At 67.9% G+C, this 25993-nt stretch carries 19 protein-coding genes; 10 read left to right on the top strand and 9 right to left on the bottom strand.

The window, feature by feature from the left end; all coding sequences use genetic code 11:
* Positions 1–37: 37 nt before the first annotated feature.
* Complete coding sequence (locus GBZ48_RS16235) at positions 38–2110, top strand: YjbH domain-containing protein (protein WP_174471959.1); 2073 nt, start codon at positions 38–40, stop codon at positions 2108–2110.
* Between the two features lies 1 nt (position 2111).
* Here the strand turns inward: GBZ48_RS16235 and GBZ48_RS16230 are convergent, their stop codons facing one another.
* Positions 2112–2531: a hypothetical protein gene (locus tag GBZ48_RS16230; protein WP_174471958.1), complete on the bottom strand. Its 420-nt coding sequence runs from the start codon at positions 2529–2531 to the stop codon at positions 2112–2114.
* A gap of 344 nt (positions 2532–2875) precedes the next feature.
* On the opposite strand from GBZ48_RS16230, the gene GBZ48_RS16225 reads away from it, so the two are divergent.
* On the top strand, positions 2876–3040 hold the full coding sequence (locus tag GBZ48_RS16225) for a DUF1328 domain-containing protein (RefSeq protein WP_085090676.1): 165 nt from the start codon (positions 2876–2878) through the stop codon (positions 3038–3040).
* Positions 3041–3371: 331 nt separating this feature from the next.
* On the opposite strand, the gene GBZ48_RS35975 is transcribed toward GBZ48_RS16225, so the two are convergent.
* Positions 3372–4187: an RNA polymerase sigma factor gene (locus GBZ48_RS35975; protein WP_211105781.1), complete on the bottom strand. Its 816-nt coding sequence runs from the start codon at positions 4185–4187 to the stop codon at positions 3372–3374.
* A gap of 666 nt (positions 4188–4853) precedes the next feature.
* Between GBZ48_RS35975 and GBZ48_RS16215 the strand changes: the two genes are divergently transcribed.
* From GBZ48_RS16215 to GBZ48_RS16200, 4 genes are all read left to right on the top strand, one after another.
* Positions 4854–5780: a lytic transglycosylase domain-containing protein gene (locus tag GBZ48_RS16215; protein ID WP_246307235.1), complete on the top strand. Its 927-nt coding sequence runs from the start codon at positions 4854–4856 to the stop codon at positions 5778–5780.
* A gap of 201 nt (positions 5781–5981) precedes the next feature.
* Positions 5982–6317: a hypothetical protein gene (locus GBZ48_RS16210; RefSeq protein WP_174471957.1), complete on the top strand. Its 336-nt coding sequence runs from the start codon at positions 5982–5984 to the stop codon at positions 6315–6317.
* Between the two features lie 129 nt (positions 6318–6446).
* Complete coding sequence (locus GBZ48_RS16205) at positions 6447–6758, top strand: hypothetical protein (RefSeq protein ID WP_246307234.1); 312 nt, start codon at positions 6447–6449, stop codon at positions 6756–6758.
* Positions 6759–6829: 71 nt separating this feature from the next.
* A complete protein-coding gene (locus GBZ48_RS16200; protein ID WP_174471955.1) occupies positions 6830–7651 on the top strand; it encodes a class I SAM-dependent methyltransferase in 822 nt (273 codons plus the stop codon).
* 18 nt (positions 7652–7669) lie between these two features.
* Here GBZ48_RS16200 and GBZ48_RS16195 read toward each other — a convergent pair whose 3' ends face one another.
* Together GBZ48_RS16195 and GBZ48_RS16190 are read right to left on the bottom strand one after the other, a co-directional pair.
* Positions 7670–12022 carry a translocation/assembly module TamB domain-containing protein gene (locus GBZ48_RS16195; protein ID WP_174471954.1) on the bottom strand — a complete coding sequence of 1451 codons (4353 nt, stop codon included), beginning with the start codon at positions 12020–12022 and terminating at the stop codon, positions 7670–7672.
* Between the two features lie 59 nt (positions 12023–12081).
* Entirely contained in the window at positions 12082–14133 is a 2052-nt protein-coding gene (locus tag GBZ48_RS16190; RefSeq protein WP_246307233.1) for an autotransporter assembly complex protein TamA, read from the bottom strand.
* Positions 14134–14326: 193 nt separating this feature from the next.
* On the opposite strand from GBZ48_RS16190, the gene typA reads away from it, so the two are divergent.
* Entirely contained in the window at positions 14327–16153 is a 1827-nt protein-coding gene (gene typA, locus GBZ48_RS16185; protein ID WP_174471953.1) for a translational GTPase TypA, read from the top strand.
* Between the two features lie 97 nt (positions 16154–16250).
* Positions 16251–17924: an ABC transporter permease gene (locus GBZ48_RS16180; RefSeq protein WP_174471952.1), complete on the top strand. Its 1674-nt coding sequence runs from the start codon at positions 16251–16253 to the stop codon at positions 17922–17924.
* A gap of 3 nt (positions 17925–17927) precedes the next feature.
* Here the strand turns inward: GBZ48_RS16180 and GBZ48_RS16175 are convergent, their stop codons facing one another.
* Together GBZ48_RS16175 and GBZ48_RS16170 are read right to left on the bottom strand one after the other, a co-directional pair.
* Positions 17928–19817, bottom strand: coding sequence for a potassium/proton antiporter (locus GBZ48_RS16175; protein WP_174471951.1), 1890 nt, complete (start codon positions 19815–19817; stop codon positions 17928–17930).
* A gap of 119 nt (positions 19818–19936) precedes the next feature.
* Positions 19937–20434: an RT0821/Lpp0805 family surface protein gene (locus tag GBZ48_RS16170; protein WP_246307232.1), complete on the bottom strand. Its 498-nt coding sequence runs from the start codon at positions 20432–20434 to the stop codon at positions 19937–19939.
* 170 nt (positions 20435–20604) lie between these two features.
* Here GBZ48_RS16170 and GBZ48_RS16165 point away from each other — a divergent pair, with 170 nt between their 5' ends.
* Complete coding sequence (locus GBZ48_RS16165; protein WP_085089555.1) at positions 20605–20787, top strand: hypothetical protein; 183 nt, start codon at positions 20605–20607, stop codon at positions 20785–20787.
* A gap of 19 nt (positions 20788–20806) precedes the next feature.
* Here the strand turns inward: GBZ48_RS16165 and GBZ48_RS16160 are convergent, their stop codons facing one another.
* Positions 20807–21844 carry a patatin-like phospholipase family protein gene (locus GBZ48_RS16160; RefSeq protein ID WP_246307231.1) on the bottom strand — a complete coding sequence of 346 codons (1038 nt, stop codon included), beginning with the start codon at positions 21842–21844 and terminating at the stop codon, positions 20807–20809.
* Between the two features lie 177 nt (positions 21845–22021).
* Here GBZ48_RS16160 and GBZ48_RS16155 point away from each other — a divergent pair, with 177 nt between their 5' ends.
* Entirely contained in the window at positions 22022–23809 is a 1788-nt protein-coding gene (locus GBZ48_RS16155; RefSeq protein ID WP_174471949.1) for an ABC transporter transmembrane domain-containing protein, read from the top strand.
* A 20-nt stretch (positions 23810–23829) separates the two neighbouring features.
* On the opposite strand, the gene GBZ48_RS16150 is transcribed toward GBZ48_RS16155, so the two are convergent.
* Together GBZ48_RS16150 and GBZ48_RS16145 are read right to left on the bottom strand one after the other, a co-directional pair.
* Positions 23830–24912 carry an ABC transporter ATP-binding protein gene (locus tag GBZ48_RS16150; protein WP_174471948.1) on the bottom strand — a complete coding sequence of 361 codons (1083 nt, stop codon included), beginning with the start codon at positions 24910–24912 and terminating at the stop codon, positions 23830–23832.
* 1 nt (position 24913) lies between these two features.
* Positions 24914–25936, bottom strand: a complete 1023-nt coding sequence (locus tag GBZ48_RS16145) for a Fe(3+) ABC transporter substrate-binding protein (RefSeq protein ID WP_174471947.1) — start codon at positions 25934–25936, stop codon at positions 24914–24916.
* Positions 25937–25993: the final 57 nt, after the last annotated feature.

Raw genomic sequence — 25993 nt, 5'->3', positions numbered from 1 at the left:
GGATCGGACACTCCCTCCGAACTTTCGCGATCATCGCGTGCGCTCTCTCGTTATCGCTTCCCTTCTTCCAATCCTCACCTCCCCCGCTTTCGCCGGAGAGGCAAGGGTCAGCCTGTCCGACTGGGGCGGGATCGGGCTGTTGCAGATGCCGAACGCCCGGATGGCGCCCGACGGGTCGATGAGCGGCGGGCTGACCGCGCTCGGCGACCTGCACCGCCATTACACCATCTCTGCCCAGCCGCTGCCCTGGCTGGAGGTCACCGGGCGCAACAGCGCCTATCCCGGCTATTACGGGCTCAGCGAACCCGGCCTCGACCTGAAGCTCCGCCTGCGGCAGGAGGACGAGCATGGACCGGCAATCGTGGTCGGCGGACGCGACGTCACCGGGTCGGGGCTGGATCTGCCAGGCAAGGGCCGCTTCGCCGGCGAATACATCGCCCTGTCACGCTGTTGGTGGGATGTGGACCTGACATTGGGCATGGGATGGGGGGCGCTGGGAGAAGCCGGCCAGCTGCGCAATCCGTTGCGTTTCCTGGGCGGCCGGTTCCGCCGCGACCGCGATCCCTCCGCTTGGCCAACCACCCGCGGCCCAAAGGCATGGTTCAGCGGCGAGCGGGTGGCGCTGTTCGGCGGTGCGGAGTGGCACCTGCCGGTCGACGGTCTGAGCCTGAAACTGGAATCCGCCGGCGACCGCTTCCGCGCCCAGCGGCAGGATGAGCCGGGCTTCGATCCCGGCAGCCGCTACAGCCTGGGCCTGTCCTGGCGCCCCACCTCCTGGGCCGATCTGGGCGCGGCCTACGAGCAGGGACGCCGGTTGATGCTGCGGCTGTCGGTTCGCTTCGATCCGGCGGTGGATGCCGACAAGCCCGACCGCCCTCCCCCGACCATCGGCCCGCGCCCCTCCGCCGGATCTGCCTTGTCCGCCGATGCCATCGCCCTGGTGGCCCGAAGCCGGGGCCTGCCCGTCCGCTCTGCCCGGATCGAGGGGGAACTGGCGACCCTGTGGCTCGACCCCGCCGGGGGCGGGCGGATGCCGGTGGCGCGCGAGGTTGGCGATGCCGCCCGCCTGCTCGCCGACCTCGCTCCCCCCGGAGTCGAGCGGCTTCGCATCGTCACCGGCGCCGCAGGTCTCGACGCGGCGGCCGTGACCCTGCTCCGCCGCGACCTGGAACGGGCCGTAAACCATCGCGGCAGCGCCGAGGAGATCTGGCAAACCATGCAACTCGCCCCGGCAGCCGAACCGCCGCCCGACTGGCGCCCCTCCCTCGATCTCACAACCCGGCTCGTCACCACCTTCGATCTGGCCGAATTGGGAACTCCATTGGCCCAGCGCACCCACACGGACGTGATGCTGCGGGCGGAGCCGATGCGCGGGCTGGTGCTGGGCGGCGGGCTGCGCATCAACGCGCCGAGCGATCTGGAACTGCTGGACACCAATGCCCTGCCGGCGGCACAGCCCGTGCGCAGCGATCTGCCGCGCTACGCCGACCGTCAGATGTCGCTCGACCACGCCTATGGGGCATGGCTCGCCCGTCCGGCGGACGGCCTGACCACCCGGCTGTCCGCCGGCCATCTGGAGGAGATGTATGGCGGCATCGGTGCCGAGGCGCTGGTGCAGCCGCTCACCGCCCGCTGGGCGCTGGGCCTCGACCTCAACCATGTGTGGAAGCGGCGGCCGGACAGCCTGCTCGGCTTCGACCGCACCGATGCCCGCGGCACCGGCCATGCCAGCGTCTATTGGGAATCGCCGGGGGCCGACACCACGACCGCATTTCGGCTCGGCCGCTATCTCGGCGGCGACTGGGGCGGCACGGTGGAGGTGATGCGCCGCTTCGACGGCGGCATCGGCCTGACCGCCCATGCCACCTGGACCGAAGGGCCGGACGGTGCGCAAAGCCGGTTCGGCGGGAGGATGGACTGGGGTTTGGCGCTGGTGGTGCCTATCGCCGCATCGGGGTGGCTGCCGGTCGGCGGCACGGTGGAGACGGCGGTGCGCACGCTGGGCCGCGATGCCGGACAGCGTTTGCAGCAGCCGCTTCCGCTCTACGATCTCCGTGTGCCGGGAGGCGTCGGCCGCCTCACCGGCACATGGTCGCGATTGCTCAACTGAATCAACGGACCGGCTTGCTGCCCGGCGTTACGACGGACGTGGTGGCCCGTGTCGTCGAGGAGTTGCGCGGGTCGAGCACCACCGTCGTCCACTGCCCCTGCGGGGTCATGGCGTTGGCGACATAGCGGTCGCCTTCCTTGCGGAAGTCGCGCACCGAGACATAGCCGGCGGCGCTGAGCTGGTTGAGCAGCGTCGTCTGTTGCAACTCGACCGGTTTCTGCCCCCGGCCGCGGCGCCCGGCGAGATCGGAGGAGGTTACTCCAGCGGATCCGGTCAGGCCGGAAAGATCGCCGCCGGTGCTGCCCGAATGGTTCTGGCTCGAATAAGTGGAATAGCCTTGCGAATAGGTCTGCTGCGCCATCGCCGCCGGAACCATCGCGACTGAGGCGGCCATTGCCGCCAGGATCAATCCGGTCTTCATCGGGTCCTCGCTCGTTGTCGTCCCCCATGGCCGGCGGATGCCGGACCTCTCAGGAAGCGGAAACGCGCAGACAGCCCCATTGTTGCATAAATGCCAGTCCGCACCAGCCCTGCGGCGCTCCGACACTCCGGCCGATCAGGAACAGGGAACATCACGCTCACGGCGTTGTTCTGATCTTCGAATGCCGCCGCACCGGCTGTGCTTACCGTCACCCCGCCCCGGCTTGCATCGCCAAGCAGAGGCCAGGAGATGGAGGCGACGGGACGGCGGATGCGGCCACGACTTGTCTCATGCGTGACGCCGGCAGTCCTTGGTGACTATTCGGCCGAGCGAGGGAGGGTATGATGCTCTATTGGGCTCTCGTTTTCTTCGTCATCGCGCTGATCGCCGGCGCGCTCGGGTTCGGTGGAATTGCGTCGGCCAGCTCCGGCATCGCGCAGATCCTGTTCTTCCTGTTCCTGATCCTTTTCGCCATCAGCCTGATCATGGGTCTGGTCCGGCGACGCTAGGCAGGCGCCAAACCGGCCGGCCTACGGTTCCGGCGGGACGGAACCCCCTTCGGGGCCGGCCGGTTGATCGCAATGTCTCCTGAGGCTGCAAGACTCTCTCTCCTCCAGAGATGCCGTCGGCACCGGTTGCCCTGACGGCGTCTCGATCGTCCCCGCCTCCGGCGGCGTCCGTACGGGCGCCGCCGTTCTTTTTTGTCTGCGGTCTTCCGTAGGCGGCCGAAAGCGATGGACGCACATGGAAACGGGGCGCCCGGTCACCGGGCGCCCCGCGGAAATCATCACTTGACGGCACTCGCCGGACACGCACCCGCTGCGATCAGGCGTCAGGCAATCAGGCGTCTGCGGCGTCCGACGGGCTTTCCCCTTCCATCAGCAGGCGGAGGGCCCGGCGGCCGCGCGACAGGCGCGACTTTACCGTACCGATGGAAATCCCCAGGATGTCGGCCGCCTCGTTGTAGGAAATCCCTTCCAGCCCGATCAGCAGAACCACCTCGCGCTGCTCGTTCGGCAGCAGGGCCAGCGCCCGGCGGAGGTCGCGCAGTTCCATCCGCACGAACTGCGATCCGGGAGCGGCACCGATGGCGGCCTGCGCCTCGGCGTCGATATCGACGACCGGCTGGCGGCGGCGCACACCGTTGATGTGCAGGTTGCGCAGGATGGTGAACAGCCAAGCCCGCAGATTGGTGCCGGGGCGCCACAGATGCAGGCGCGACAGGGCGCGCTCAAGACATTCCTGCACCAGATCGTCGGCCAGGGTGGCGTCGCGCACCATCGCACGGGCGAAACGGCGCAGGCGTGGGATTTCCTCTTCGATCTGGCGGATCACCGCCGGGTCGGGCGGTGCGTTGGGATCGGGGTGGAAGTCGTCCTCCGCAGCGGCCTGGACAACCGTGTCGGCGGCGTCGGCAAGATCGGCATCGGTATCGACATCGGCCGGGGCTTCGTCGATTTCGGTGCTGGCTTCGGCCATCTCGGCCTCCGCATGGGCAGTCAAATGGGTCTCCATCCCGGCATCGGCGGTGTCTTGGTCAAGATACGTCGGCAGGCGGTCCGAACGGGTCCGGCCAACGGCCTCGGCGCCGAAGGGCACCGGCTCGGCCGGGATGCGCTGTCGGTGGCTCAAGGTGGTCGCGACGTGGTTCGCCATCGGTGAAACGATGCCTCCTTCAATGCCGTTCGCCACGGCGGCTCTCCGCGTCTTGGTGCGGATGGCTTTGCCGGGGCCTCCGGCGCGACGGCCCCGGACAATGGAGAGTCTCCGTCGTCCGGGGCCGTCGAATTCACAGCCGATTATCTGGCCCGATCCGTACTTAATGAGCGCACAAAGGAGCTGCCAGTTGGGAAAAAGGCTAGTGAGTCATACAATGGAGACAGTTAACCCCTAGAGTACCCCTGCTATTCCACGCCAATCACCGTTCGGGCATTGGCTTAAAACATGGTCGTTCGTTATTTCTCCAACTCGATTGGAGGACGCATGACCAACGCGAAAAGAAAAAGACCGACCGACACCAGTCGATCGGCCTATGTATTTTTTATTGGCGGCGCCGCATCAACCTCTTACGGTGATGTAATCTCCGGCAGCCGGCCTTCCGTTTTGGCTTATGCCGCTATGCGTGGTACCCGGCCAGTTGGGTGCCACGGCGTCCTCCCTGAAAACTCTGCTTCCGACCTTTTGATGGTCTCCGAAAGCTCGAAGAAAATCATACAGGGGGGTCCGGTGGAAGACCACACGAACCTTTGCGGTACACCGTCCGCGTTTCGCGCCCCATCAACCTTGCAGGGCAACGCCAAGCGGCGAACCCGCGGGGCGCGCATGTCGGCGTTTGCCGCAGCGGCACTGCTGCCTTGCCTGCTGGCATCGGCACCGGCCAGCGCCGGCATTGCAGAGAAAACCGTCGCCGCGCTGGAGGCGTTGGCCAACAAGGGCAGCGCCCGCGCCCAGTATGAACTGGCACAGCATTACGAACGTGCCGACGGGGTGAAGGCCGATCCGCGGCTGGCCTTATCCCTTTATTGCCGGGCTGCCCGCCAGGACTACTCCGACGCAGCGCTGATGGCCGGGCGCATGCACATGGCCGGCCTGGGCGGCGTATCCAAGGACGCCGACCTCGGCCGTGCCTGGCTGCGCAAGGCCGCAGCACTGGGCAACGAGCAGGCGGAGCGTCTGGTCGGCAGCGCCGGGGGAACGGTGAAGACGCCGGACCGCTGCGAGCCGCCCAACCTGCGCTGGGGCATCATCCGCAAGCCGCCGGCGGAAATCCGCGCGATGGTTCAGAAGATGGCGCCGACCTACGGCCTCGATCCCGATCTGGTGCTCGCCGTCATCGCGGTGGAATCCGGCTATCGCGTCGATGTCGTCTCGAACAAGAACGCCCAGGGGCTGATGCAGCTGATCCCGGAGACGGCGGAGCGCTTCGGCGTGTCCGACCCCTTCAACGCGGAACAGAATATGCGCGGCGGCATGAAGTACCTGCGCTGGCTGCTGGCCTACTTCAACGGCAACGTCGCCTATGCGCTGGCGGGATACAACGCCGGCGAAGGCGCCGTGCTGCAATACAAGGGCATCCCGCCCTACCGCGAGACGCAGGATTACGTGACCAAGATCCGCGGGATCTACGCACAGACCTATCATCCGTTCAACCGCGACATCGTGCAGTCGGCCGGCCTCGTCAGCAGCGCGCGAGAGGAAGTGGCCGAACTGTCGCTTTCGACCAAGGCGCGCAGCGGCGGAAAACGATGAGAACGGAAGATTGCGACTCGGAAAAATGCGACTCGAGCGACTCGGGCGGCGTTTGGTTAACACTTTGGTTATAAACTGACGATTACCCTCGGGGAACGACGGATTTCGCAAGCGTTGGCGCCCTTCGGGACGCCTTCCCGCGTCACCCGCCAGCGTCTCACCCGCAACGTTTCATCCGAACGTTTCCCGAGGACCTGCCCGATGCCCATGGCCGCCGACGTCGACACCATCGAACGCACCTCCATCGTCGCCTACACGCTGCTGAACGAGCTTCATGAAGTCCTGGCCCTGCCCAAGGCTCCGGACGACGTCACGCTGGGCATCCTGATGGGCATGGCCATGTTCCTCGACGACAAGGTTGGCCCGATGCGCGCCAAGCGCCTGATGGCCGAGGCGCCGACCATCGTGCTGAAGACGGATGCCCACGTCACCGCCGACCAGACCCAGCGGATCATGCCGGTCCTGCGCGCCTTCGGCGATCACCTGAAGGAACTGCGCATGAAGACGGAACGCCCGGTCACCGGCACCGTCGGCTGACCGCAGCAGCCTCCCCGGTTGTTTCTTCGACAGCGTGGACCCGGCGCCCAGTTCGGCGCCGGGTCCGCTGCGTTCATGGATTGTCAGGCCGCTTGACCATCGGGTGAAATGGGCGGAAGCTTCGCGCCCATGGACTGGTTCACCGGGATCAGCATCGTCGCCATTGCGGCCGGCGTGACCATCAGCCTTGTCGTGCTGGTGGCCGTCGGATCGATCCGCCGCAGCCAGAACGAGGCGGCGGCCCGCCAGTCCCAGCAAATCCGCAAGCTGACGGAGACGGTGGCGACGCTGTCCCAGCAGCAGCAGGCGGCGCAGACCCGCATCCAACAATTGACCGACGCCAACCGCAAGCTGTCCGACGAGCTGTCGGCCCTGGGCAAGCGGCTGAGCGATGCCGACACGATCCAGCGCGTGGCCGGCGCGGCGAGGCTTCTCCATTGACCGCAACCACCCGTCCCGACACCGCACATGCGGATGCCGCCCCAACCGATGCTGCCCCGCCCGATGGCGCTATGCCTGATGCCGGCCGCGAGCGCGACCGCTGGGCCGCCAGCGCCGACGCCTGGGACCGCTGGGCCGATCCGATGGCCGATCTGGCCGACAAGCTGAACCGCCCGCTGCTCGACGCGGCGGGGCTGGTCGAGGGTCACCGCTTGCTCGACCTTGCATCCGGCGCGGGTGAGCCCGCCTTGAGTGCCGCGCACCGGGCCGGTCCGGACGGGCTGGTGGTCGGAAGCGATCTGGTCCCCGGCATGATGGCCGGCGCCGTCCGCCGCGCCCGGAGCGTGAAGGGGCCGGCTCCCGCCTTCATCGCCGCCGACATGACCGCCCTGCCTTTCGCCGACGCCGCTTTCGATGGGGTGACCTGCCGCTTCGGCATCATGTTCGTGCCGGCGGTTGAAACCGCGCTGCGCGAGGTGCGACGTGTCCTGCGTCCCGGCGGCAAGGCCGCCTTTATGGTTTGGGGATCGCGCGCCGGGAATGGCCTGTTCGCGGAGATCGGTGACGCGGTGGCCAACCATCTCGGCGAGGATGGCAGCCTGGATCCGTTGTTCCGCTTCGCGCCACCGCAACTTCTGTCCGACCGGATGCGCGCCGCCGGCTTTGCGGAGACATGGGAGACCGACCTGACCCCGGTCCGCAAGGCGCCGGCCGGCCAGCCCTTCTGGCGTGCCGCCCTCGACATGAGCTTCGGCCATAGGCTCGGCGGATTGACTGCCGGGCAGCGAAAGGCGCTGGAGGCCGACATCGCCCGGCGGTTCGACGCCAGGGCGGTGGACGGCATCGTGCCGGTGCCGTCGCATGCGCGGATCGTGGTCGGAATGGCGGGTTAGCGCCGCCCCACCACCCCGTCAGTAATCCTTCTCGTACACCACGCCGAACTTCGTCTCGGAATTGGCGCCGACGGATGCCGTACCCTTGAGGTTCTTGGTGATATCGACCTCGACTTTCGCCCGGCTCTGGTTGGCGCCGATTCCCTGTTCGACGCCGACATAGACGCGGTCGCTGACATAGCGGCCGGCCTGCACCGCCCCGCCCTTGCCGTTCTCACCCTGGGTGAAGTCCAGCCGGTCGACACCAAGGCCGCGGCGCACCGTGTCCAGGATGCCGCCACCTCCTCCGCCGACACCGGCCAAAGCCGCCGCGGACTGGGCAAGCTGCACCGCCTCCGCCGCGCTCAGGTCGCCCACCGACTTGCCGAACAGCACGCCGGCCAATACCTCGTCCTGCGGCAGCCCCTGGGGGGAGGTCAACTCGATCTTCGGCTGGCGGGCGGTGCCGCTGACCACCACGTCGGCGGTGATGCCGTTGGCTGTCGCCTCCGCCAACAGGTCGAGCCGCGGGTCGATGGGCTGGGTACCGTCGAAGTCGAAGATCCCGCGCTTGAACTCGAAATTCTTGGCCAGCAGGTTCAGGCTGCCTTTCAGGATGTTGAAACGGCCCGTCACCTCCGGTGCCGCAGCGGTTCCCTTGACGCGCAAATTGCCGGCAAGCTCTGCATCCAACCCACGGCCGCGGACGAAGATCTGGTTCGGCGCATTCACCGTCATGTCCAGCGCCAGGACGAAGGGTGTCGCAGCCGGCGGGGCGTCGGCCGGTTGGGGCACACGGCGGGTGCCGCCTGCGGTGGACACCTGGGTCGTCCCGCGGGCGCGACGGCCCTTGCCGACCTCGGTCACCTTCAGATCGACGACGTTTGCCGGCATGCGGTCGGGCACCTGAATCTCGGCGCGGCGGATGTCCAACGGACCGGCAAGCCGGGCGTTGGCGAAACCGCCGGTCAGGGTCAGATTCGCCCCGATCTCCGCCGTCACCAGATCGATCTCCACCAGCCGGGCGTTGTCGGCCTGGAGGGCGATGTCCAACTGCCGGTCGGCAGGGGCGCTTGGACGGATGACGCCGCTGGCGCTGATCGCGCCGCCGTTGCGCGTCCGGCCGCGAAAGCTCTGAATGGTGAAGACGTCGCCGTCGCCGACCAGCCGCGCCTCGATGTTGGTGATCACCGCACCCGACGCCCGGTTCTCATAGCGCCCGTTCGCCAGCACCACAGACCCGCCGAGCGCCGGCTTGCCCACCGTCCCGCCGGCGCGCACGTCGAGCCGCAGCGATCCACGCGCCCGGTCGCCGGAGGCGGCGAGCAGGTCGTTCGCCAGCGACAGATCCACCGTGCCGTTCACCGCCGCCTCAAGCGCCCCGTTGGGCGGTACGCTGACGGCATAGCTGTCGGGGTTCATCACCAGCGGAAGCGCAGCGTTGGCGGTCAGCGTGCCGGCATTCTTCGGCATGGCGATCCGGCTGTTCAGCGACAGCCGGCGGTCGCGCCATTGTGCGTCCAGCGTCGCGTCGATGCCCGGCAGACCGGCCTGAGCGGTCTGCTGCGCCTTCAACCCGCTGACCCGCAGGGTGGCGTCGGCACGCGGGTTGCGCAGGGTGCCGCCCAGCGACGCCCGCGCGTTGGCAACGCCGTCCAATGCCAGCGTCGGGCTGGCCAGCTTCGCCAGCGCCAGCGGCAGGCGGTCGATGGTCAGCTCGCCGCTCAGCCGGTCGCCGTTCAGGCCGAGGTCGGCGGCCAGCCGGGCATTGCCTGAGGACAGCCGCAACTCCTTCACCTCATACCGGCGGTCGGCCAGCAGGATGGTCGCCGGGGCGGTGGTCCGCAGATCCTCTCCGGCATAGCGCGCCTGCAGGCGGTCGAGCCGGATGCGCGTCACCTGCCCTTCCCGCGTCAAATTGCCGGCGAGGTCCAACGCGACCGGCTGGGCGCCCGCTCCGGCGGCATTGGCCTGGAAACCGGCCTTCGCCAGAGACCCATCGACCGAGGCCGTGACGTTGCGCAGTTCGGTGCCGGCGGCGTTGCCGTCGGTCATCTCCACCCGCGCCTTGCCGCTGGGAGTGCCGAGCGCATCGGCCAAGTCGGCCTTGACCGTCAGGCGGCGGGCGGTGAGCAGCGGTCCGCCTTCCCCCTCGACCCGCAGATCGCTGGCGTCGGCGGTCAGGTTGGCCGCCTGCTTGCCACCCTTGCCGTCGAGCGCCAGGGTGAAGCTCGCCCCGCCGCCCAGCGGCATCCCCGCCAACGCCGACAGGCCGTTCAGGTTGGGCAGCTTTCCCTCCAGCCGCCCGGTGGCGAGCAGCGTGTCGAGCGCCACCTGCGCCTGCCCGGTGATGCGGTTGTTCCCGTTGGCGATGGTCAGCCCATCCAGCCGCAGCGTCTGTTCCTGCAAGGCATAGCGCCCGTCCACCGACAGCGGAGTCTTGTCCAGGTTGGTCCGCGCCGAGACCGCGCCGTTCGGCGTCGCCGGCAGGCCGGCGGCGGTCGCCTTCAGCTCCGTGGCGCCCAGCCGGCGGCCCTGCACCACGAGGTCGCGGGCATTCAGCGTCGCCTGCGCCTCGATGGCGTCGAGCGGGCCGCGGGCGGTCGCCTCCAGCGTCGCCGCTCCCTCCATCGGCGTGCCGAGCGCGCTGCCCAGCGGCTCCAGCTTCGCCACGGTCAAGGTGGTGTGGGCATCGACCTTGTTGTCGGCCAGCGCCGCGTTACCGGTCAGCTTGCCGTTGCGGCCATCGACCGTCAGGTCGGTCAACCGCATGGCGCCGTCCGGCTCCATCCTGGCGGCCAGCTTCAGCGTCGCCTTGTCGCCCAGCACCGCATCGGCAGGTGTGCCGGTGGACAGCCGGTCGAGGCTGCCGGTCAGCTCGGCGGTCAGCGTGCCATCGGCCCCGCGCTTCACCGGCCCCGCCAGCTCCACGGCACCGGCCAGCGGCCGGCCGGCGAGGCCGGACAGTGGCGCGAGGTCGTCGGCGTTCGCGTTCAGCGTCAGGTCGACCGTCTGGCCCCAGCCGCCGACTGTGCCTTTCACCTCGGCCCGCGCCGCGGCGGCGGTCAGCGCCAGCGTCTCCAAGCCGATCCGGCCACTGCCGGTGTCGATTTGCGCCTTGGCGGCCAGGGTGGTTTCGGGCCCGGTCAGGCGGGACAGCGCAGGATCGTCGGCGGCCAGGTCGCGCAAACTGGCGTTCACCGCGACGTTCAGCGCACTCAGCGCCCCTTCCGCCGAACCCTCGACCACGCCCTCGCGCCAGGACAGCGGCACCAGGGTATGCAGGGTGGAGTCCGGCCCGGCCTGCAAGGTCCAGCGCAGGGTCATGCTCTTGTAATCGGCGGCGACGTCGCCGTTGACCGTCGCGCTCGCTGCGGCGACGGTCAGCGCCAGCGGACGGAGACTGATGGCCCCCGACGGCGCCCGCAGCACAGTCGCGCTCAGCGTGGGGTTGGGGCCGATCAGCGGCACCACCGTATCCCCCGCCAGCCCGGCGATCAGCGGCGCGAAATTGCCCCCGGCCGCCAGCGTCAGCGCGTGCCCCTCCGGCCCCTTCTTGATGGTCGCGTCGGCGTTCAGCGTGCCGCTGGGCGATGCCGCCTCGCCGGCCATGGCGCTCAGCTTGCCGGTCCAGTCGTCGAGCGTGCCGTCGCCCTTCAGCGTCAATTCGACCGGCAGCAGGCCGGGAACCGACAGCGCGCGGGCCATGACGCCACCCGCAGGTTCGGACGCATCGACCGACAGGTTCAGCGTATTCTTGCCGGGATCGTAGACGGCGACCAGATCGGCCTTGCCCGGCTTGTCGTCAATGCGCGCCACCGACAGGTTGGTGTTCAGCGCCCCGCCGCTATGCTCCAGCGCCAGGGCGCCGGCAATGCGCAGCACCGCCGGCTCGCCCAATAATGCCGGCGCCAGTTCCAGCCGCTCCACCACCAGCTTCTTCAGATCGATGTCGACCGGCAGGCTGGGCAGCAGCGGGGCATTGGGATCGGAGGGTGCGGCCGGCTGGCTGCTGACCGGTGCACGGGTCACCACGACGGACGCCGCCTCCAGCACGTCGATCCTGGCGCTGCGCAGGAACAGGGCGGACGGCGACATCACGACATGCAGCCGGTCGATGGTCAGCCAGACGCCCTGGCTGTCGGCCAGCGTGACGGTCGCGATGGTGAAGTCGGTGGGGATGCTGCCTTCGATGGCGCCCAGCTTCAGGTGCATGTCCGGCGATTCGACGGCACCCTCGATCTTCTCGACCAGCCAGTCGCGGGCGGTATCGCCGGCGAACAGCGAGAAGGCCCGAGCGGGCTGCGGACCGGCCAGCAGGCCGGCAAGGATCGTCAGACCGACCAGAAATAAGCGAACCGCCGTCACACCATACCCCTTCACCGTCACCATCTTCGTCTCAACCGCAATAAACGGTCATCGTCCCAAAGGATTGGGACGAAAATGCGCCATCAGAACGCCTGACCCAGGCTGAGATACAGCTGCCAGCGCGAATCGCCGCTGGCGGGATTGAGCGGAACGCCGACATCGACGCGCAACGGACCGAAGTCTGTGTAGTAGCGCAGCCCCAGCCCGGCGCCGACGCGCAACGGCTCGCTGAAGTCGGGATAGGCCTTGTCATAGACGGTGCCGGCATCGACGAAGGGCACCACGCCGATGCTCTCGGTCACCTTGATGCGCAGCTCCGCCCCGATCTCGAACAGCGACCGGCCGCCGACCGGATCGTCGTAGCGGTCGCGCGGCCCCGCCTTCTGGAAGCCGTAGCCGCGTACCGACCCGCCACCGCCGGCATAAAAACGGTGATCCGGCGGAATGTCGCTCAGCGACGTGCCGAGGATGCTCCCCAACCCGATCCGGCCCGCGGCGACATAGCGCCCGTCCTTGCTGAGATCGTAATAGGTGGAGCCGTTCAGCAATATCGAGGTGAAGGGTGACTTGGTGTCGCCGCCAACCGGGAACCAGGGCGTCACCTGCAACGACGCCCGCTGGCCGGAGGTCGGATTCAGCAGGTTGTCGGTGCCGTTCCAGGCCGCCCCCAGCGGCACGCCGATGAAGGAGGTCTGATAGGTGGTGTCCTCCGTCCGCACCCGGCCACGCTCGCCGGTCACGCCATAGCTGACGGTCAGCTGGTCGGTCAAAGGCCGCTCCAGCTTCACCGTCAGTTCAGACGCGACTCGGCTGTAGGCCGGCGGTTGGTCGTTCACCACGGCGAAATTGACCACCAGCGACTGCTTCACCGCCAGGAAGTCGGGCTTGCGGAAATTGACGCTGAAGCGCAGATCCGGCAGGTCGTTGCTCTTGCTCGACGTACCGCCACTTGAGCCGGCGACGCGTCCGACATCGACGCCGACGCGAAGCTGCTCGGCACCGCCGAACAGGTTGCGGTGGCCCCAATAGGCGTTGGCGCCCACCCCGTCCTCGGTCGAATAGGTGACGCCGCCGCCGATGAAGCGACGCTTGCGCTCGCTGACCGACACGATGACAGGCGTCACGCCGTCCGGCCCCGGCTCGTCCGCCATCCTCACGCGCACGGTGTCGAAGACCTGGAGGGCGGCGATGTCCTGGCGCGCCCGGTCGGTGGCACCCGGGTCGTAAATCTGCCCCTCCTTCCAGGCGAGACGCCCGCGCACCAGATCCTCGTCGACCTTCTCCAACCCTTCGATTCTGGTTACGCCATAGCGGGTCAGCGGGCCGGGATCGACGGTGTAGGTGACATCCATAGTCCGGTCGGAATGGTCGACCACCACCTCGCGGTCGGGCACCTTGGCGAAGGCATAGCCGCGCTTGCTCAGCCGGCCGACCAGTTCCGATTCGGCGTCCAGCACCTTCTGTGCGATTGCGGGGGCACCGGCGACGAGGCCGAGATCGTCGGTGGCGACCTCCTTCGGCAGGATAGAGCTGCCAGCGGAACTGGAAACACCGCGCACCGTCACCGTCTTAATGTGATAGAGCGGCCCCGGCGTCACCGCGACCGTCACCTTGACCGGGGGGGCCTGCCCGCCCGCGGGCAGGGTGCCGGCCGCCGCCGGATCGTCGATGCGGATGTCCAGCTTCGCGTCGTAATAGCCGGCGGAGCGCAGCGCCGTCTGCAAGCGGTCGCGGTCGCTGTCGGCCCGCCGCTCCAGCCCGATCAGCGAAGGCGGATGGTCGTCCTTCAGCTCCACCAGGGTGGAGGCGTCGCGCAGAGTGCCGCGAAGGCCCTCATCCTCGACGCCGGTGATCTCCACCTCATAAGCGATGCCGGCCGGCCTCACCTCCTCGTCCGGCGGCGCGGCGTCCGGCGGGGCACCCTCCGATGGCGCCGCGGGCACGGCGCCGGGGATGCTGTCGGGCGGCGAATCCTGGGCATAGCCGGCGTCGGCCGGCCCCAACATCAGCAGGGCGGCGACCATCGGTACGGCGATCGGGGCCTTGAGCGGAGCGGCTGCAATCCTCGTTGCAGCGGCCGCGCGGCGGCGGGAAGCGGAAGCGAAGCGGATCATCGTCCCCAATGTAGGGGCCATTGACGCATGGCTCCATCCCGGAAATTCGCCCTAGACCAAAGGGTACAACGCTTGCGTTTTTGCCTCAGATCCATATATTGCGCCGCAACAGTTTCCCCGACAGCGCCCACCGATTTCTTTCGGCGGGCCTTTTTGTTGTTTGTGGCATGACGCTGCTGCGTGTCGGGGGTGCCCTTGCGAGACCGAAGGCTCCATGAATCTCCGTAACGTCGCTATCATCGCCCACGTCGACCACGGCAAGACCACGCTGGTCGACCAGCTCCTCAAGCAGGCCGGCTCGTTCCGCGAGAACCAGCAGGTCGCCGAACGCGCCATGGACTCCAACGACCTGGAGCGCGAGCGCGGCATCACCATCCTGGCCAAGTGCACGTCCGTTCTGTGGAACGACCTGCGCATCAACATCGTCGACACCCCGGGCCACGCCGATTTCGGCGGCGAGGTGGAGCGCATCCTCTCCATGGTCGACGGCGTCGTCCTGCTCTGCGACGCGGCCGAAGGCCCGCTGCCGCAGACCAAGTTCGTGCTGGGCAAGGCCCTGAAGCTCGGACTGCGCCCCATCGTCGTCATCAACAAGGTGGACCGTCCCGACGGCCGTCCGCACGAGGTGCATGACGAGGTGTTCGACCTGTTCGCCTCGCTCGACGCCTCGAACGAGCAGCTGGACTTCCCGACCCTGTTCGCTTCGGGCCGCAACGGCTGGGCGACCACGGACCTGGAGAACGGTGCCCGCGAGACGCTGACCCCGCTGTTCGAGCTGATCCGCGACCATGTCCCGGCCCCGAAGGTCGAGGAAAACCTGCCCTTCAGCATGCTGGCGACCACTCTGGAAGCGAACCCGTATCTGGGCCGCATCCTGACCGGCCGCATCCTGACGGGTTCGGTCAAGGTCAACATGGCCGTCAAGTCGATGAGCCGCGACGGCAAGCTGGTCGAGAACGCCCGCATCAGCAAGGTGCTGGCTTTCCGCGGCCTGGAGCGCGTTCCGGTGGACGAGGCGCATGCCGGCGACATCGTGGCACTGGCCGGCATGACCAACACCACGGTTGCCGACACCATCTGCGCGCCGGAAGTGTCCGAGCCGCTGGCCGCCCAGCCGATCGACCCGCCGACCCTGGCGATGACCTTCTCGGTCAACGACAGCCCGCTGGCCGGCCGCGAGGGTGACAAGGTCACCAGCCGCATGATCCGCGACCGCCTGTTCCGCGAAGCCGAAGGCAACGTGGCGCTGCGCATCTCCGACACCGAGGGCGGCGACGCCTTCGAGGTGGCCGGCCGCGGCGAACTGCAGCTGGGCATCCTGATCGAGACGATGCGCCGCGAGGGCTACGAGCTGGCGATCAGCCGTCCGCGCGTGCTGTTCAAGACCGATCCGCTGAACGGCCAGCGCCTGGAGCCCATCGAGGAAGTCGTCGTCGACGTCGACGAGGAGTTCTCGGGCACCGTCGTTCAGAAGATGTCGGAGCGCAAGGCCGACCTGATCGAGATGCGTCCGTCGGGCGGCAACAAGACCCGCATCGTCTTCCATGCACCGTCGCGCGGCCTGATCGGCTACCAGGGCGAGTTCCTGACCGACACCCGCGGCACCGGCATCATGAACCGCCTGTTCCACGGCTACGCCCCGTTCAAGGGCGCCATCGCGGCGCGGCGCACCGGCGTCCTGATCTCCAACAGCGACGGCACCGCGGTGGCTTACGCCCTGTGGAACCTGGAAGATCGCGGCCCGATGCTGATCGATCCGGGCGTGCCGGTCTATCAGGGCATGATCATCGGCGAGCACACCCGCGGCAACGACCTTGAGGTCAATGTCATCAAGGGCAAGCAGCTGACGAACATCCGCACCACCAGCAAGGACGAGGCGGTCCGCCTGACCCCGCCGATCCAGATGACCCTGGAAAAGGCGCTGTCCTACATCTCCGACGACGAGCTGGTGGAAGTGACGCCGAAGTCGATCCGCCTGCGCAAGCGCTACCTCGATCCGAACGAGCGCAAGCGCCACTCGCGCGCCGCCGAAGCCAGCTGATAACGGTTCGCATATAGGGTAGAGTACCGGCGGCGCTTGCCCCCCTGACAGGGAGCAGGCGCCGCCTTCTTTTTGCACACTGCTAGGATATTTCCGCATGGCGATGGCGACCGACGCGAAGTCCCCCGGCTCCCCGTCCTTCTCCCCCCGCCAGATCTGGGCACGAATCGGCCCGACCGGGCTGTTCGCCCTGATCCTCGCGCTGCTGATCGCCCTGCCGATTCTTGCCGTCTTCATCCAGTCCGCCGGAGTCTCCACCGATCTGTGGGGGCACATGGCGCGGACGGTGCTTCCCGGCTATATCCTCAACACGGTGATCCTGCTGGGCATCGTCGGCGTCGTCACGCTGGTGACCGGCGTCGCCTGCGCCTGGACCGTCACCATGCACGACTTCCGCGGTCGCGGCGTCCTGCAATGGCTGCTGCTGCTGCCCCTGGCCATGCCGGCCTATGTGCTGGCCTACACCTACACCGACTTCCTGCAATTCGCCGGCCCCCTGCAGACCTTCCTGCGCGCCACCTTTGGCTGGCGGCGCGGCGACTATTGGTTCCCGGACATCCACACCGCCTGGGGGGCCGGGCTGGTGCTGTCGTCGGTGCTGTACCCCTACGTCTACGTCCTCACCCGCGCCGCCTTCCTCGAACAGTCGGTCTGCGTGCTGGAGGCCAGTCGCACGCTCGGCTGCACCGCCTTCGGCGCCTTCCGCCGCGTGGCATTGCCGCTCGCCCGTCCGGCGCTGGTGGCCGGGGTCGGATATGCGCTGATGGAGACGCTGGCGGACTTCGGTGCGGTGCGCTATTTCGGCATCGACACCTTCACCGTCGGCATCTATCGCACCTGGTTCGCGCTGGGCGATCCGGCCGCGGCGGCACAGTTGGCGGCCGTCCTGCTGCTGGTGGTGCTGGCGCTGGTCGGGTTGGAGCGGCTGTCGCGCGGCAAGATGCGCTTCCACCAGACCACCGGCCGCTACCGCGCCCTGCCCGCCCCGCGCCTGTCGGCCCGTGGCACAATGGTGGCCTGGATCGTCTGCCTGACGCCGGTGCTGTTCGGCTTCCTGCTGCCCGGTGCCGTGCTGATCCGCATGATCCTGCGCGGCGGGACCGAACTGACGTTGGCCCACTTCACCGACCTGACGGTGAACACCTTCATCCTGGGCGCCAGCGGCGCGGTTCTGGTCGTCACGGTGGCGCTGATGGTGATCCACGGCGTGCGCCATGACCGCAGCGGCTTCGCCACCGGCGCTGCACGGCTCGCCTCGCTCGGCTATGCCACGCCGGGCACGGTGATCGCCGTCGGCATCCTCATCACCGTCGGGCTGACGCGCGACTGGACCGGCTGGCCGATGGGCGCGATCCTCGGCACCACCATCGCCGGCATCCTCTATGGCTACCTGATCCGCTTCTTCGTCGTCGCCTATGGGCCATTGGAGTCGGGCTTCGCCAAGATCGGCCCGAATCTGGAAGGGGCGGCACGTTCCCTCGGCCACACGCCGTTGCAGGTGCTGCGCCGGGTTCATCTGCCGCTGCTGCGCCCCAGCCTGCTCAGTGCCGCCATGCTGGTCTTCGTCGACATCACGAAGGAGCTGCCGGCGACGATGATCCTGCGGCCCTTCAACTTCGATACGCTGGCGATCGAGGCCTTCCGCATGGCCTCCACCGAGCGGCTGGACGACGCCGCCCTGCCCGCCCTGGTGATCGTTCTGGTCGGCCTCGCCCCGGTCATCTATCTCAGCCGCACCATTGCGGCGTCGCGGCCGGGGCACCGCGACTGACCGTCAGACTTCCGTGCGGCCTTCCATCCGCTCGTCGTGCCGGGGCTCCGCCGCCGGCACGCCCGACCGGCACGCCCGCTGCTTTTCGCGTTCCTTCCAGCGGCGGAAGGACTGCTCGTTCCACCAGCCATGCAGCCGTCCGCCGATGTCGGCGAGCCGCTGATAGAGCGGCCGGCGCCGGCTGGTCACACGGGCGGGCTCCAGCGCCAACCCGACGGAAGTGATGATGCTGTCCTCCATATCGCGCACGATCAGCTCGACGCCGCCCATGCGCACCCGGTCGCCCAGTTCGCAGGAGCCACCGAACTCGTTGCGCAGCAGGTCGCTCAGTGTCAGCCGGGCGTTCGACATCGACAGCGGCAACCCATACATCTCGGCGATCTGCTCCACCGTCGCGTCGGGGCTCAGCACCAGATCGCCGTAGAACTCCCGGTCGTTCTGGTCAAGCGCCCGGCTGCCGCCATAGAGCCGGTCGATCAGGGTCAGCCGGTGCTGCGGCGTGAACAGATAGACATGGTCGCCGGGCTGCAATGGCTTCGCCTTGTGCAGCGGCACCACCGCACCCGACCGGATGACCAGCGACGGCTTGGCCCAGCGCGGCATGCGCTGCCCTCTGGCCGCCGGGCTCTTGGCATGGACGGTGTAGGCGACCAGTTCCTGGTCGGCATTGCCGGGAAGCTCCAGTTCCACGCGCTCGACCGGGCCGCGGCGTGGCGGCACGATCAGTTCCAGCGCCCGCGCCATCGTGCCGATGGTCCAGCCCTGCACCAGCAGCGACACCACCACGACGATGAAGGCGGTGTTGAAGATCAGCTGTCCATTCTCCAGCCCGCCCAGCACCGGCACCAGCGCCAGCAGGAGTGACACCGCACCGCGCAAGCCGACCCAGGCGATGAAGCTGGTCTCCCGGACCGAGAAGCGGAAGGGCAGCAGGCACATCCACACCGCGGCAGGGCGGGCGATGACGATCAGGACGAAAGCGACACCCAGCGCCGGCAGGATCATCCCGCCGAATTCCCGCGGCGTGGCGAGCAGGCCCAGCATCACGAACATGACGATCTGGCTGAGCCAGGTCAGCCCGGCATGGAAGCGCCGCAGTTCCAGGGCGCCGCGCAGCTTGACGTTGCCGGCATAGAGCCCGGCGGCATAAACGGCAAGATAGCCGCTGCCGCCCATGACATTGGTGACGGCAAAGATGAACAGGGCGAAGGTCAGCGTCACCACCGGGTTCAGCCCGGCTTCGAAATTCGCCTTGTTGATGAAGGTCACCAGCAGCCAGCCGCCGGCCAGCCCCATCACCCCGCCCAGCGAAAAGGCCAGCACCAGCTCGCCGACGATGGCGACGGGGGACGCCAGACCGTGGGTCGCCGCCTCCACCAGCAGGATGGTCAGCATGATGGCGACCGGGTCGTTGCTGCCCGATTCGATTTCCAGGGTGGAGCGGACGCGGTCGCGGAGCGTGATACCGCCGACGCGCAACAGGAAGAAGACTGCCGCCGCGTCGGTGGAACTGCACGCAGCCCCGACCAGCAATGCCTCCCCCCAACCCAGCCCCATCAGGTAATGGGCGGCGATTCCCACCACGCCGGTGGTGACCGCCACCCCGACCGTCGCCAGCGTCATCGCCGGCCAGGCTGCGGACTTGTAGCTGGCGAGCTTGGTGTCGAAGCCGCTTTCGAACAAGATCACGGCCAGCGCCATCGATCCGATCAGGAAGGCGGAGCCGGCATCGTTGAAGGAGATGTGGCCAATCCCGTCCTCGCCGGCCAGCAGGCCGATGCCGAGGAAGATCAGCAGCAGCGGCGCACCGACCCGCAAGGCGAGGTAGCTGGTCAGCACGCTGACGATCAGCAGGGTCGATCCGATGAGGATGATGTAGCTGACCGCCTCCATAAGCCCCGCACGCCGTTCTTATCGGGCCGCCATCCGGCGGAACTCCTTGATTTTGACGGCAACTCCCCACATCCGCAAGGAGTAGGACCCGGAGGCGATCATTCGGATAGGCTGTACGCTTACGATACTAGCTTCCAGCTTCCGTCAGCCTGACGGCAGGCGGTGCCGCGCGCCACCTCGGTCCTGCCGTCGATCACGACCGTATGGTTGTAGTCGCGGCAGGTCTGGCCGTCGGTGCCCTGATAGGTCCTCACCGGCTGGATTGTGCCGCTGTTGCCGGACTGCGGGTTGTTCCAGGTGATGGTCTGGTTGTTGGCGACCGCGCGCTCCTCCGCGTCCGACGCACGGTTCTGGTCGGCGGGACTGAAGTGCCGGGCCAGCTGCTGTCCGGCATAGGCGCCGACCAGCGTGCCGATGGCCGTCGTCGCCAGCTTGCCCGCGCCTCCACCGAAGCGCGAGCCGAGCAGGCCGCCGGCGACGGCGCCGCCCAACGTGCCGACGGTCTCCGACGTGTTCATACCGCCGATGCCGCCGCCGCTGCTGTTTCCGGTCTGGCAGGCACCGAGCGACAGAGCCGCAACAGCGGCGATGGCCGTGACGCGCAACCTCTTGGTCATGGTCCGCATGGTGGTTCCCCCGTATCAACGTTTCACGGTTAAAGTCCGGTCAACGCTTATGGAGAGAAGAAGTTCCCCCAAAGAAGCAGGACCAAAAGATCAGGGGGCGATGGAAGCAAAATGCGTTTTCGCGTGTTTAGAGACCGAACAGTCAACACGTGGAGGGTAGTATGATGTCCCGTTTGCGTCTGATCGGTGCGGTGTTCGCGCTCCTTTCCGTCACCGCCTGTTCGACTGGCGGCGTGGTCGGCGGTGCGGCCGGTGCGGCCGGCGGATACGCCGTGGACGGTACCCGCGGCGCCGTGATCGGCGGCCTGGGCGGTGCGGCGCTGGGCACCGCCATCGATCACTAAGACCGGCTGCCCAAAAGCCTCAGTCACGCACCGGTGCGCGCGTCGATTCGCGCGGACCGGTGGCGAAGACGGCGAGCGCGTCGTGCAGTTCCGGCAGGACGCGCTCCACCGCCAGTTCGCCCTCGCGGATGCAATCGTCGGCCCGGTCGAACTCGGTCAGCCCGATGTGACCCAGCCGCGGCACGATGTGCACGTCCGGCGGATCGCCGGCAAGCCGCGACCGGGTGATGCGGTCGGTGACGATGCTGAGCGACGAGACCATTACGCCAAACAGGCTCGGCCCCTCATAGTCGCGGCGGAAGATCCGACGCGTCAGGGCGCCGATGCCGCTCGGTGCGCGATGGCCCGGCGTCTCGTCCTCGACCAGCCGCAACAGATCGAATCCTGCGGCAGTCGGCACGCTCGACCCGGGCTTGCGCGCCTTGCCCAGGATATCGCCGGCCAGATTGACGGCGATCACCATCTGCGCGCCCAGCGCCCGGCACGCCGACACCGGCACCGGGTTTACCAGCGCGCCGTCGATCATCCAGCGCCCGTCGATGGACGCCGGTGGGAATACCCCCGGCAGCGAGAAGGACGCCCGCATGGCGTCGACCAGTTCGCCACGTTGCAGCCACACCTCGTGGCCGGTCACCAGATCGGTGGTGACGGCGGCATAGGGGCATGGCAGTTCCTCGATCCGCACGTCTCCCAGATGCAGGCGCAGTTCAGCCAGCAGCCGGTCGCCGCTGATCAGTCCACCGCCCTGGCGCAGCCGCAGATCCAGATAGCCGACGATCTTCATTCGGGTCAGCGTCCGCACCCACTCTTCCAGCGTGTCGAGTTTTCCCGCGAGATGGACGCCGCCAACCAGCGCCCCGACCGAGGAACCGCAGACGATGTCGGCCTCGATGCCATAGCGCTTCAGCGCCCGCAGCACCCCGATATGCGCCCAGCCGCGCGCCACGCCGCCGCCCAGCGCAAGACCGATGCGCGGACGCCGCGCGCTCCCGCCACCATTGTTACCGCCAGTATTAACGCCATTGATGCCGCCATTCAGGCTGGTTCCGTTCGGCATTGGCCTTCCCCCCATCCCCGGCGGCACCGATGTTCGCCGCCCCGATCGTCAGCATCCTCGTACGGAATCGGTAAAGGAAGCCTGTAACCAGCACCGGTGGCGCCGCGTCGACCGGTGGACAAAGCCGAAGCCCATGGGCTAAGCCATCCCCATCGGACAAGATGATCGGATGCGACCGTGACGAACAAGAGCGGCAAGCCCCTGCGCCTGGATGCGGCGACCGAACGGCTGGCGGCCCGGATGTGGCGCGAATGGGTGCGACCTTATCGCGGCAAGCTGCTGCTGTCCTTCGTGCTGATGGCGGTGGTGGCGGCAACCACCGGCGCCTATCCGCTGCTGATCGACCGGTCCTATGCCATGTTCTCCGCCCAGGACCGCGGCATGCTGCTGGCGATCCCGCTCGCCATCGTCGCGGTGACGATCATCAAGGGCGCGTCGCTCTATTCCCAGACGGTGGTAACCAGCGACATCGTCCAGCGCATCATCGCCGACGTCCGGCTGGCGATGTTCACGCACCTGCAAACCGCCGACATGGCACAGCTTCATGCCACCCCCACCGGGTCGCTGACCTCGCGCTTCATCAACGACGTCGATCTGATCCGCAATGCGCTGACCCGGACGCTGACCGGGCTGGTGCGCGACATCCTGACGGTGATCGCGCTGGTAGGATCGATGTTCTATCTCGACTGGCTGCTGTCGCTGATCGTCTTCATCATCTATCCCATCGCCGCCGTTCCCATCGTGCGGATCGGCAAGCGTCTGCGCCGCGTCTCCCGCGACACCCAGGCGCAGATGGGCGACATGACCTCGCTGCTGACCGAAAGCCTGTCGGGCGCGCGCATGGTCAAGACCTACAACCTCGAAGACTATGAGCGCGCCCGCGCCGGCCGCGCCTTCCACGAGAACTACCTGCTGACGATGAAGGCGGTGCGCGCCCGTTCGCGCATCGACCCGATGATGGAGGTACTGGGCGGCGTCGCGGTTGCCGGCGTGATCGCCTTCGCCGGTTATCGCATGACGATGGGAGAAGGGTCGGTCGGTGCCTTCTCCGGCTTCGTCGGCGCCCTCCTGATGGCGGCCCAGCCGGTGCGCGCCATCGGCACGCTGAACGCAGCCTTGCAGGAAGGGCTTGCCGCCGCCCAGCGCATCTTCGAACTGCTGGACCAGCAGCCGACCATCGTCGAGCAGCCGGGCGCCAAGCCGCTCTCCGTCTCGACGGGTGTCGTCGCGCTGCGCGGCGTCCGCTTCTCCTATGAGGCCGGGGCCGACACACTGAAGGGCATCGACCTCGACGTGCCGGCCGGCAGCACGGTGGCGCTGGTCGGGCGCAGCGGCGCCGGCAAGTCGACGGTCTTCAACCTGATCCCCCGCCTCTACGACGTGACGGGTGGCGAGGTGCTGATCGACGGCCAGGATGTCCGCGGCGCCACCCTGCGCAGCCTGCGCGGTGCCGTGTCCATCGTCAGCCAGGACACCGTGCTGTTCAACGACACCGTGCGGGCGAACATCTGCTTCGGCCGGCTCGATGCCGGGATGGACGACGTGATCGCCGCCGCCAAGGCAGCCGCCGCGCACGACTTCGTGTCGAAGCTGCCGGAGGGCTACGACACGGTGATCGGCGACCGCGGCGTGAAGCTGTCGGGCGGCGAGCGCCAGCGCCTGGCGCTGGCCCGTGCCTTTCTGAAGGACGCGCCGATCCTGCTGCTGGACGAGGCGACCAGTGCGCTGGACAGCGAATCGGAACGACTGGTGCAGGCTGCTCTGGAACGGCTGACGGAGGGTCGCACCACACTGGTGATCGCCCATCGTCTGGCGACGGTGCGCAATGCCGACCGGATTGTGGTGATGGAAGGCGGGCGCATCATCGAACAGGGCCCGCACGAGGCGCTTCTGGCCGCCGACGGAGCCTATGCCCGGCTGTGCCGGCTGCAATTCGGCGAGGACGAGGTGCGGGCGGGGGCCTGAGGCTTCCCGCCCCTCCCCGCTCACTCTGCCGGGAACACCATCGCGCGGTCGGCCGCCATCGCGGCGAACAGCTCTTCGCCGGCACGCACGTCCACATGGCCGGGCAGGCGCGCATGGACCTCCGACCCGGCCAAATCCAGGCACACCCGGGTCGCTGGCCCGAGGAAGCTGGAATGGCGCACCCGCACCGGAACGGCATCGGGCCGGGTGCCCGGCGGAAGCAGCTCCAGATCCTCCACCCGGCAGGCGACCTCCACCTTCGTCCCACCCGGCAGGCCGGGGGCCATGATCCGGCCCAGCGGAGTGACGATCTGCCCGTCGCGCACCGTCGCTTCGAAGCGGTTCACCTCGCCGAACAGACGGGCGACGAAGCTGTTGGCCGGGCGCTGATAGAGGGTCACCGGCGTGTCGGCCTGGACGATGCGCCCGGCTTCCATCACCACCACGCGGTTGCCCATCTCCATCGCCTCTTCCGGGTCGTGGGTGACGACGACGGTGGCGATGCCGCTGGCGCGGATGATCCGCACCACCTCCTCCCGCACCGAACGGCGAAGCTGCTCGTCCAGTGCGGAAAACGGCTCGTCCAGCAGCAGGACCTTGGGGTCGCGCGCCATGGCGCGGGCCAGCGCCACCCGCTGCTGCTGGCCGCCCGACAGGGTGTGCGGGTAGGCGTCGGCATAGCGGGTCAGCGCCATGGTCTCCAGCAACTCGTCCACCCGGCGCCGGCGTTCGGCGCGCGGACGGTCGGTCTGGCCGAAGGCGATGTTGCCCGCCACCGTCAGGTGCGGGAACAGCGCGAAGTCCTGGAACATCATGCCGACCGGCCGCTTTTCCGGCGGCAGCGACCGGCCCGCGGTGGCGAGCACCTGCCCGTCCACCGCGATCTCGCCCTTCTGGACCGCCTCAAGTCCGCTGATCAGGCGCAGCAAGGTCGACTTCCCGCAACCGGACGGGCCGACAATGCACACCACCTCGCGCGGGGCCACCGACAGCGAGACGCCGTCGACCGCCGTTACGCCGCTGTCGGGGCGACCGTAGCGGTGGGTGATGCCGGAGAGGACGACCGACGGAGAAAGAGCGGACGGAGAAAGGGCTTCTGTCATCTTACTTCCAGCCGGCACGGTCCATGATGCGCAGCGCCTGCGGCGTGTGGGCAGCGAAGGAGGCGGCATTCACCTCGGCCGCCTTGAAGCTGCCCAGCTTCACCAGTTCCGGATGCGGCTGGACCGCCGGGTTGACGGGATATTCCATGTTGCCGTCGGCGAACTGGCGCTGCGCCTCCGGGCTCAGCAGATATTCCAGAAGCTTGCGGGCGTTATCCTGGTTCTTGGAGGTCTTCACCACGCCGGCGCCACTGAGGTTCACATGGGTGCCGCGGTTCCCCTGGTTGGGGAAGATCACGCCGATCCTGGATGCGACCTCGCGGTCCTCTTGCTTGGCCGAGGTGATCATCTTGCCGACATAATAGGTGTTGGCGATGGCCAGATCGCCCTCACCCACCGCGACCGCCTTAATCTGGTCGGTGTCGCCGCCCTGCGGCGGACGGGCGAGGTTGGCGACGAGGCCCTTGACCCACTCCTCCGTCTTCTCCTCGCCGAGCGCTTCGATCATCGAGGCGGTCAGGGCCAAGCTGTAGGGATGGGTGCCGCTGCGGGTCAGCACGCGATGCTTCCACTCCGGCTTGGCGAGATCCTCGTAATCCTTGATCTGCTCCGGCTTCACCCGGTCACGGGCATAGACCACGATGCGGGCGCGGCTGGACAGGCCCCACCAGGCGCCGTTCGGGTCGCGCAGGTTGGCCGGGACCTTGATCGCATCGAGCTGTGGCGAGGTGACGGAGGCGAGCAACCCTTCCTTGGCGGCAGCGGCCAGACGGCCGGCGTCGACGGTGATGAACAGATCGGCCGGGCTGCTGGCGCCTTCCGACTTCATGCGCTGGATCAGTTCATCATGGTTGCCTTCAATAATGTTGACCTTGATACCGGTCGACTTGGTGAAGGTTTCATAGATCGCGCGGTCGGTATTGTAATGCCGCGAATTGTAGATGTTGACTTCCTGCGCCTGAACGGAAAAGGCGGTCAAGGCACCGACGGCAAAAGCGACCCCAGCGATCTTATCGATGAACATCCATCACTCCCGGACTGCGAATGGCTCTCAATTTCATGAGAATGGATATCAGTTGCA

The sequence above is a fragment of the Azospirillum melinis genome, assembly GCF_013340935.1.
Taxonomy (GTDB): domain Bacteria; phylum Pseudomonadota; class Alphaproteobacteria; order Azospirillales; family Azospirillaceae; genus Azospirillum; species Azospirillum melinis.
Note: the sequence above shows the minus strand (reverse complement) of the source record. Positions and strands in the feature narration are given on the sequence as shown.

Bases quoted from the DNA above. Each gene is read 5' to 3' on its own strand.
- GBZ48_RS16175 (WP_174471951.1), bottom strand. From the start codon at position 19,817: ATGGAGGCGGTCAGCTACATCATCCTCATCGGATCGACCCTGCTGATC.
- GBZ48_RS16180 (WP_174471952.1), top strand. From the start codon at position 16,251: ATGGCGATGGCGACCGACGCGAAGTCCCCCGGCTCCCCGTCCTTCTCC.
- GBZ48_RS16225 (WP_085090676.1), top strand. From the start codon at position 2,876: ATGCTCTATTGGGCTCTCGTTTTCTTCGTCATCGCGCTGATCGCCGGC.
- GBZ48_RS16195 (WP_174471954.1), bottom strand. From the start codon at position 12,022: ATGGTGACGGTGAAGGGGTATGGTGTGACGGCGGTTCGCTTATTTCTG.
- GBZ48_RS16200 (WP_174471955.1), top strand. From the start codon at position 6,830: ATGCCTGATGCCGGCCGCGAGCGCGACCGCTGGGCCGCCAGCGCCGAC.
- GBZ48_RS16160 (WP_246307231.1), bottom strand. From the start codon at position 21,844: ATGCCGAACGGAACCAGCCTGAATGGCGGCATCAATGGCGTTAATACT.
- GBZ48_RS16205 (WP_246307234.1), top strand. From the start codon at position 6,447: ATGGACTGGTTCACCGGGATCAGCATCGTCGCCATTGCGGCCGGCGTG.
- GBZ48_RS16170 (WP_246307232.1), bottom strand. From the start codon at position 20,434: ATGACCAAGAGGTTGCGCGTCACGGCCATCGCCGCTGTTGCGGCTCTG.
- GBZ48_RS16215 (WP_246307235.1), top strand. From the start codon at position 4,854: ATGTCGGCGTTTGCCGCAGCGGCACTGCTGCCTTGCCTGCTGGCATCG.
- GBZ48_RS16230 (WP_174471958.1), bottom strand. From the start codon at position 2,531: ATGAAGACCGGATTGATCCTGGCGGCAATGGCCGCCTCAGTCGCGATG.
- GBZ48_RS35975 (WP_211105781.1), bottom strand. From the start codon at position 4,187: ATGGCGAACCACGTCGCGACCACCTTGAGCCACCGACAGCGCATCCCG.
- typA (WP_174471953.1), top strand. From the start codon at position 14,327: ATGAATCTCCGTAACGTCGCTATCATCGCCCACGTCGACCACGGCAAG.
- GBZ48_RS16145 (WP_174471947.1), bottom strand. From the start codon at position 25,936: ATGTTCATCGATAAGATCGCTGGGGTCGCTTTTGCCGTCGGTGCCTTG.
- GBZ48_RS16165 (WP_085089555.1), top strand. From the start codon at position 20,605: ATGATGTCCCGTTTGCGTCTGATCGGTGCGGTGTTCGCGCTCCTTTCC.
- GBZ48_RS16150 (WP_174471948.1), bottom strand. From the start codon at position 24,912: ATGACAGAAGCCCTTTCTCCGTCCGCTCTTTCTCCGTCGGTCGTCCTC.
- GBZ48_RS16190 (WP_246307233.1), bottom strand. From the start codon at position 14,133: ATGGCCCCTACATTGGGGACGATGATCCGCTTCGCTTCCGCTTCCCGC.
- GBZ48_RS16210 (WP_174471957.1), top strand. From the start codon at position 5,982: ATGCCCATGGCCGCCGACGTCGACACCATCGAACGCACCTCCATCGTC.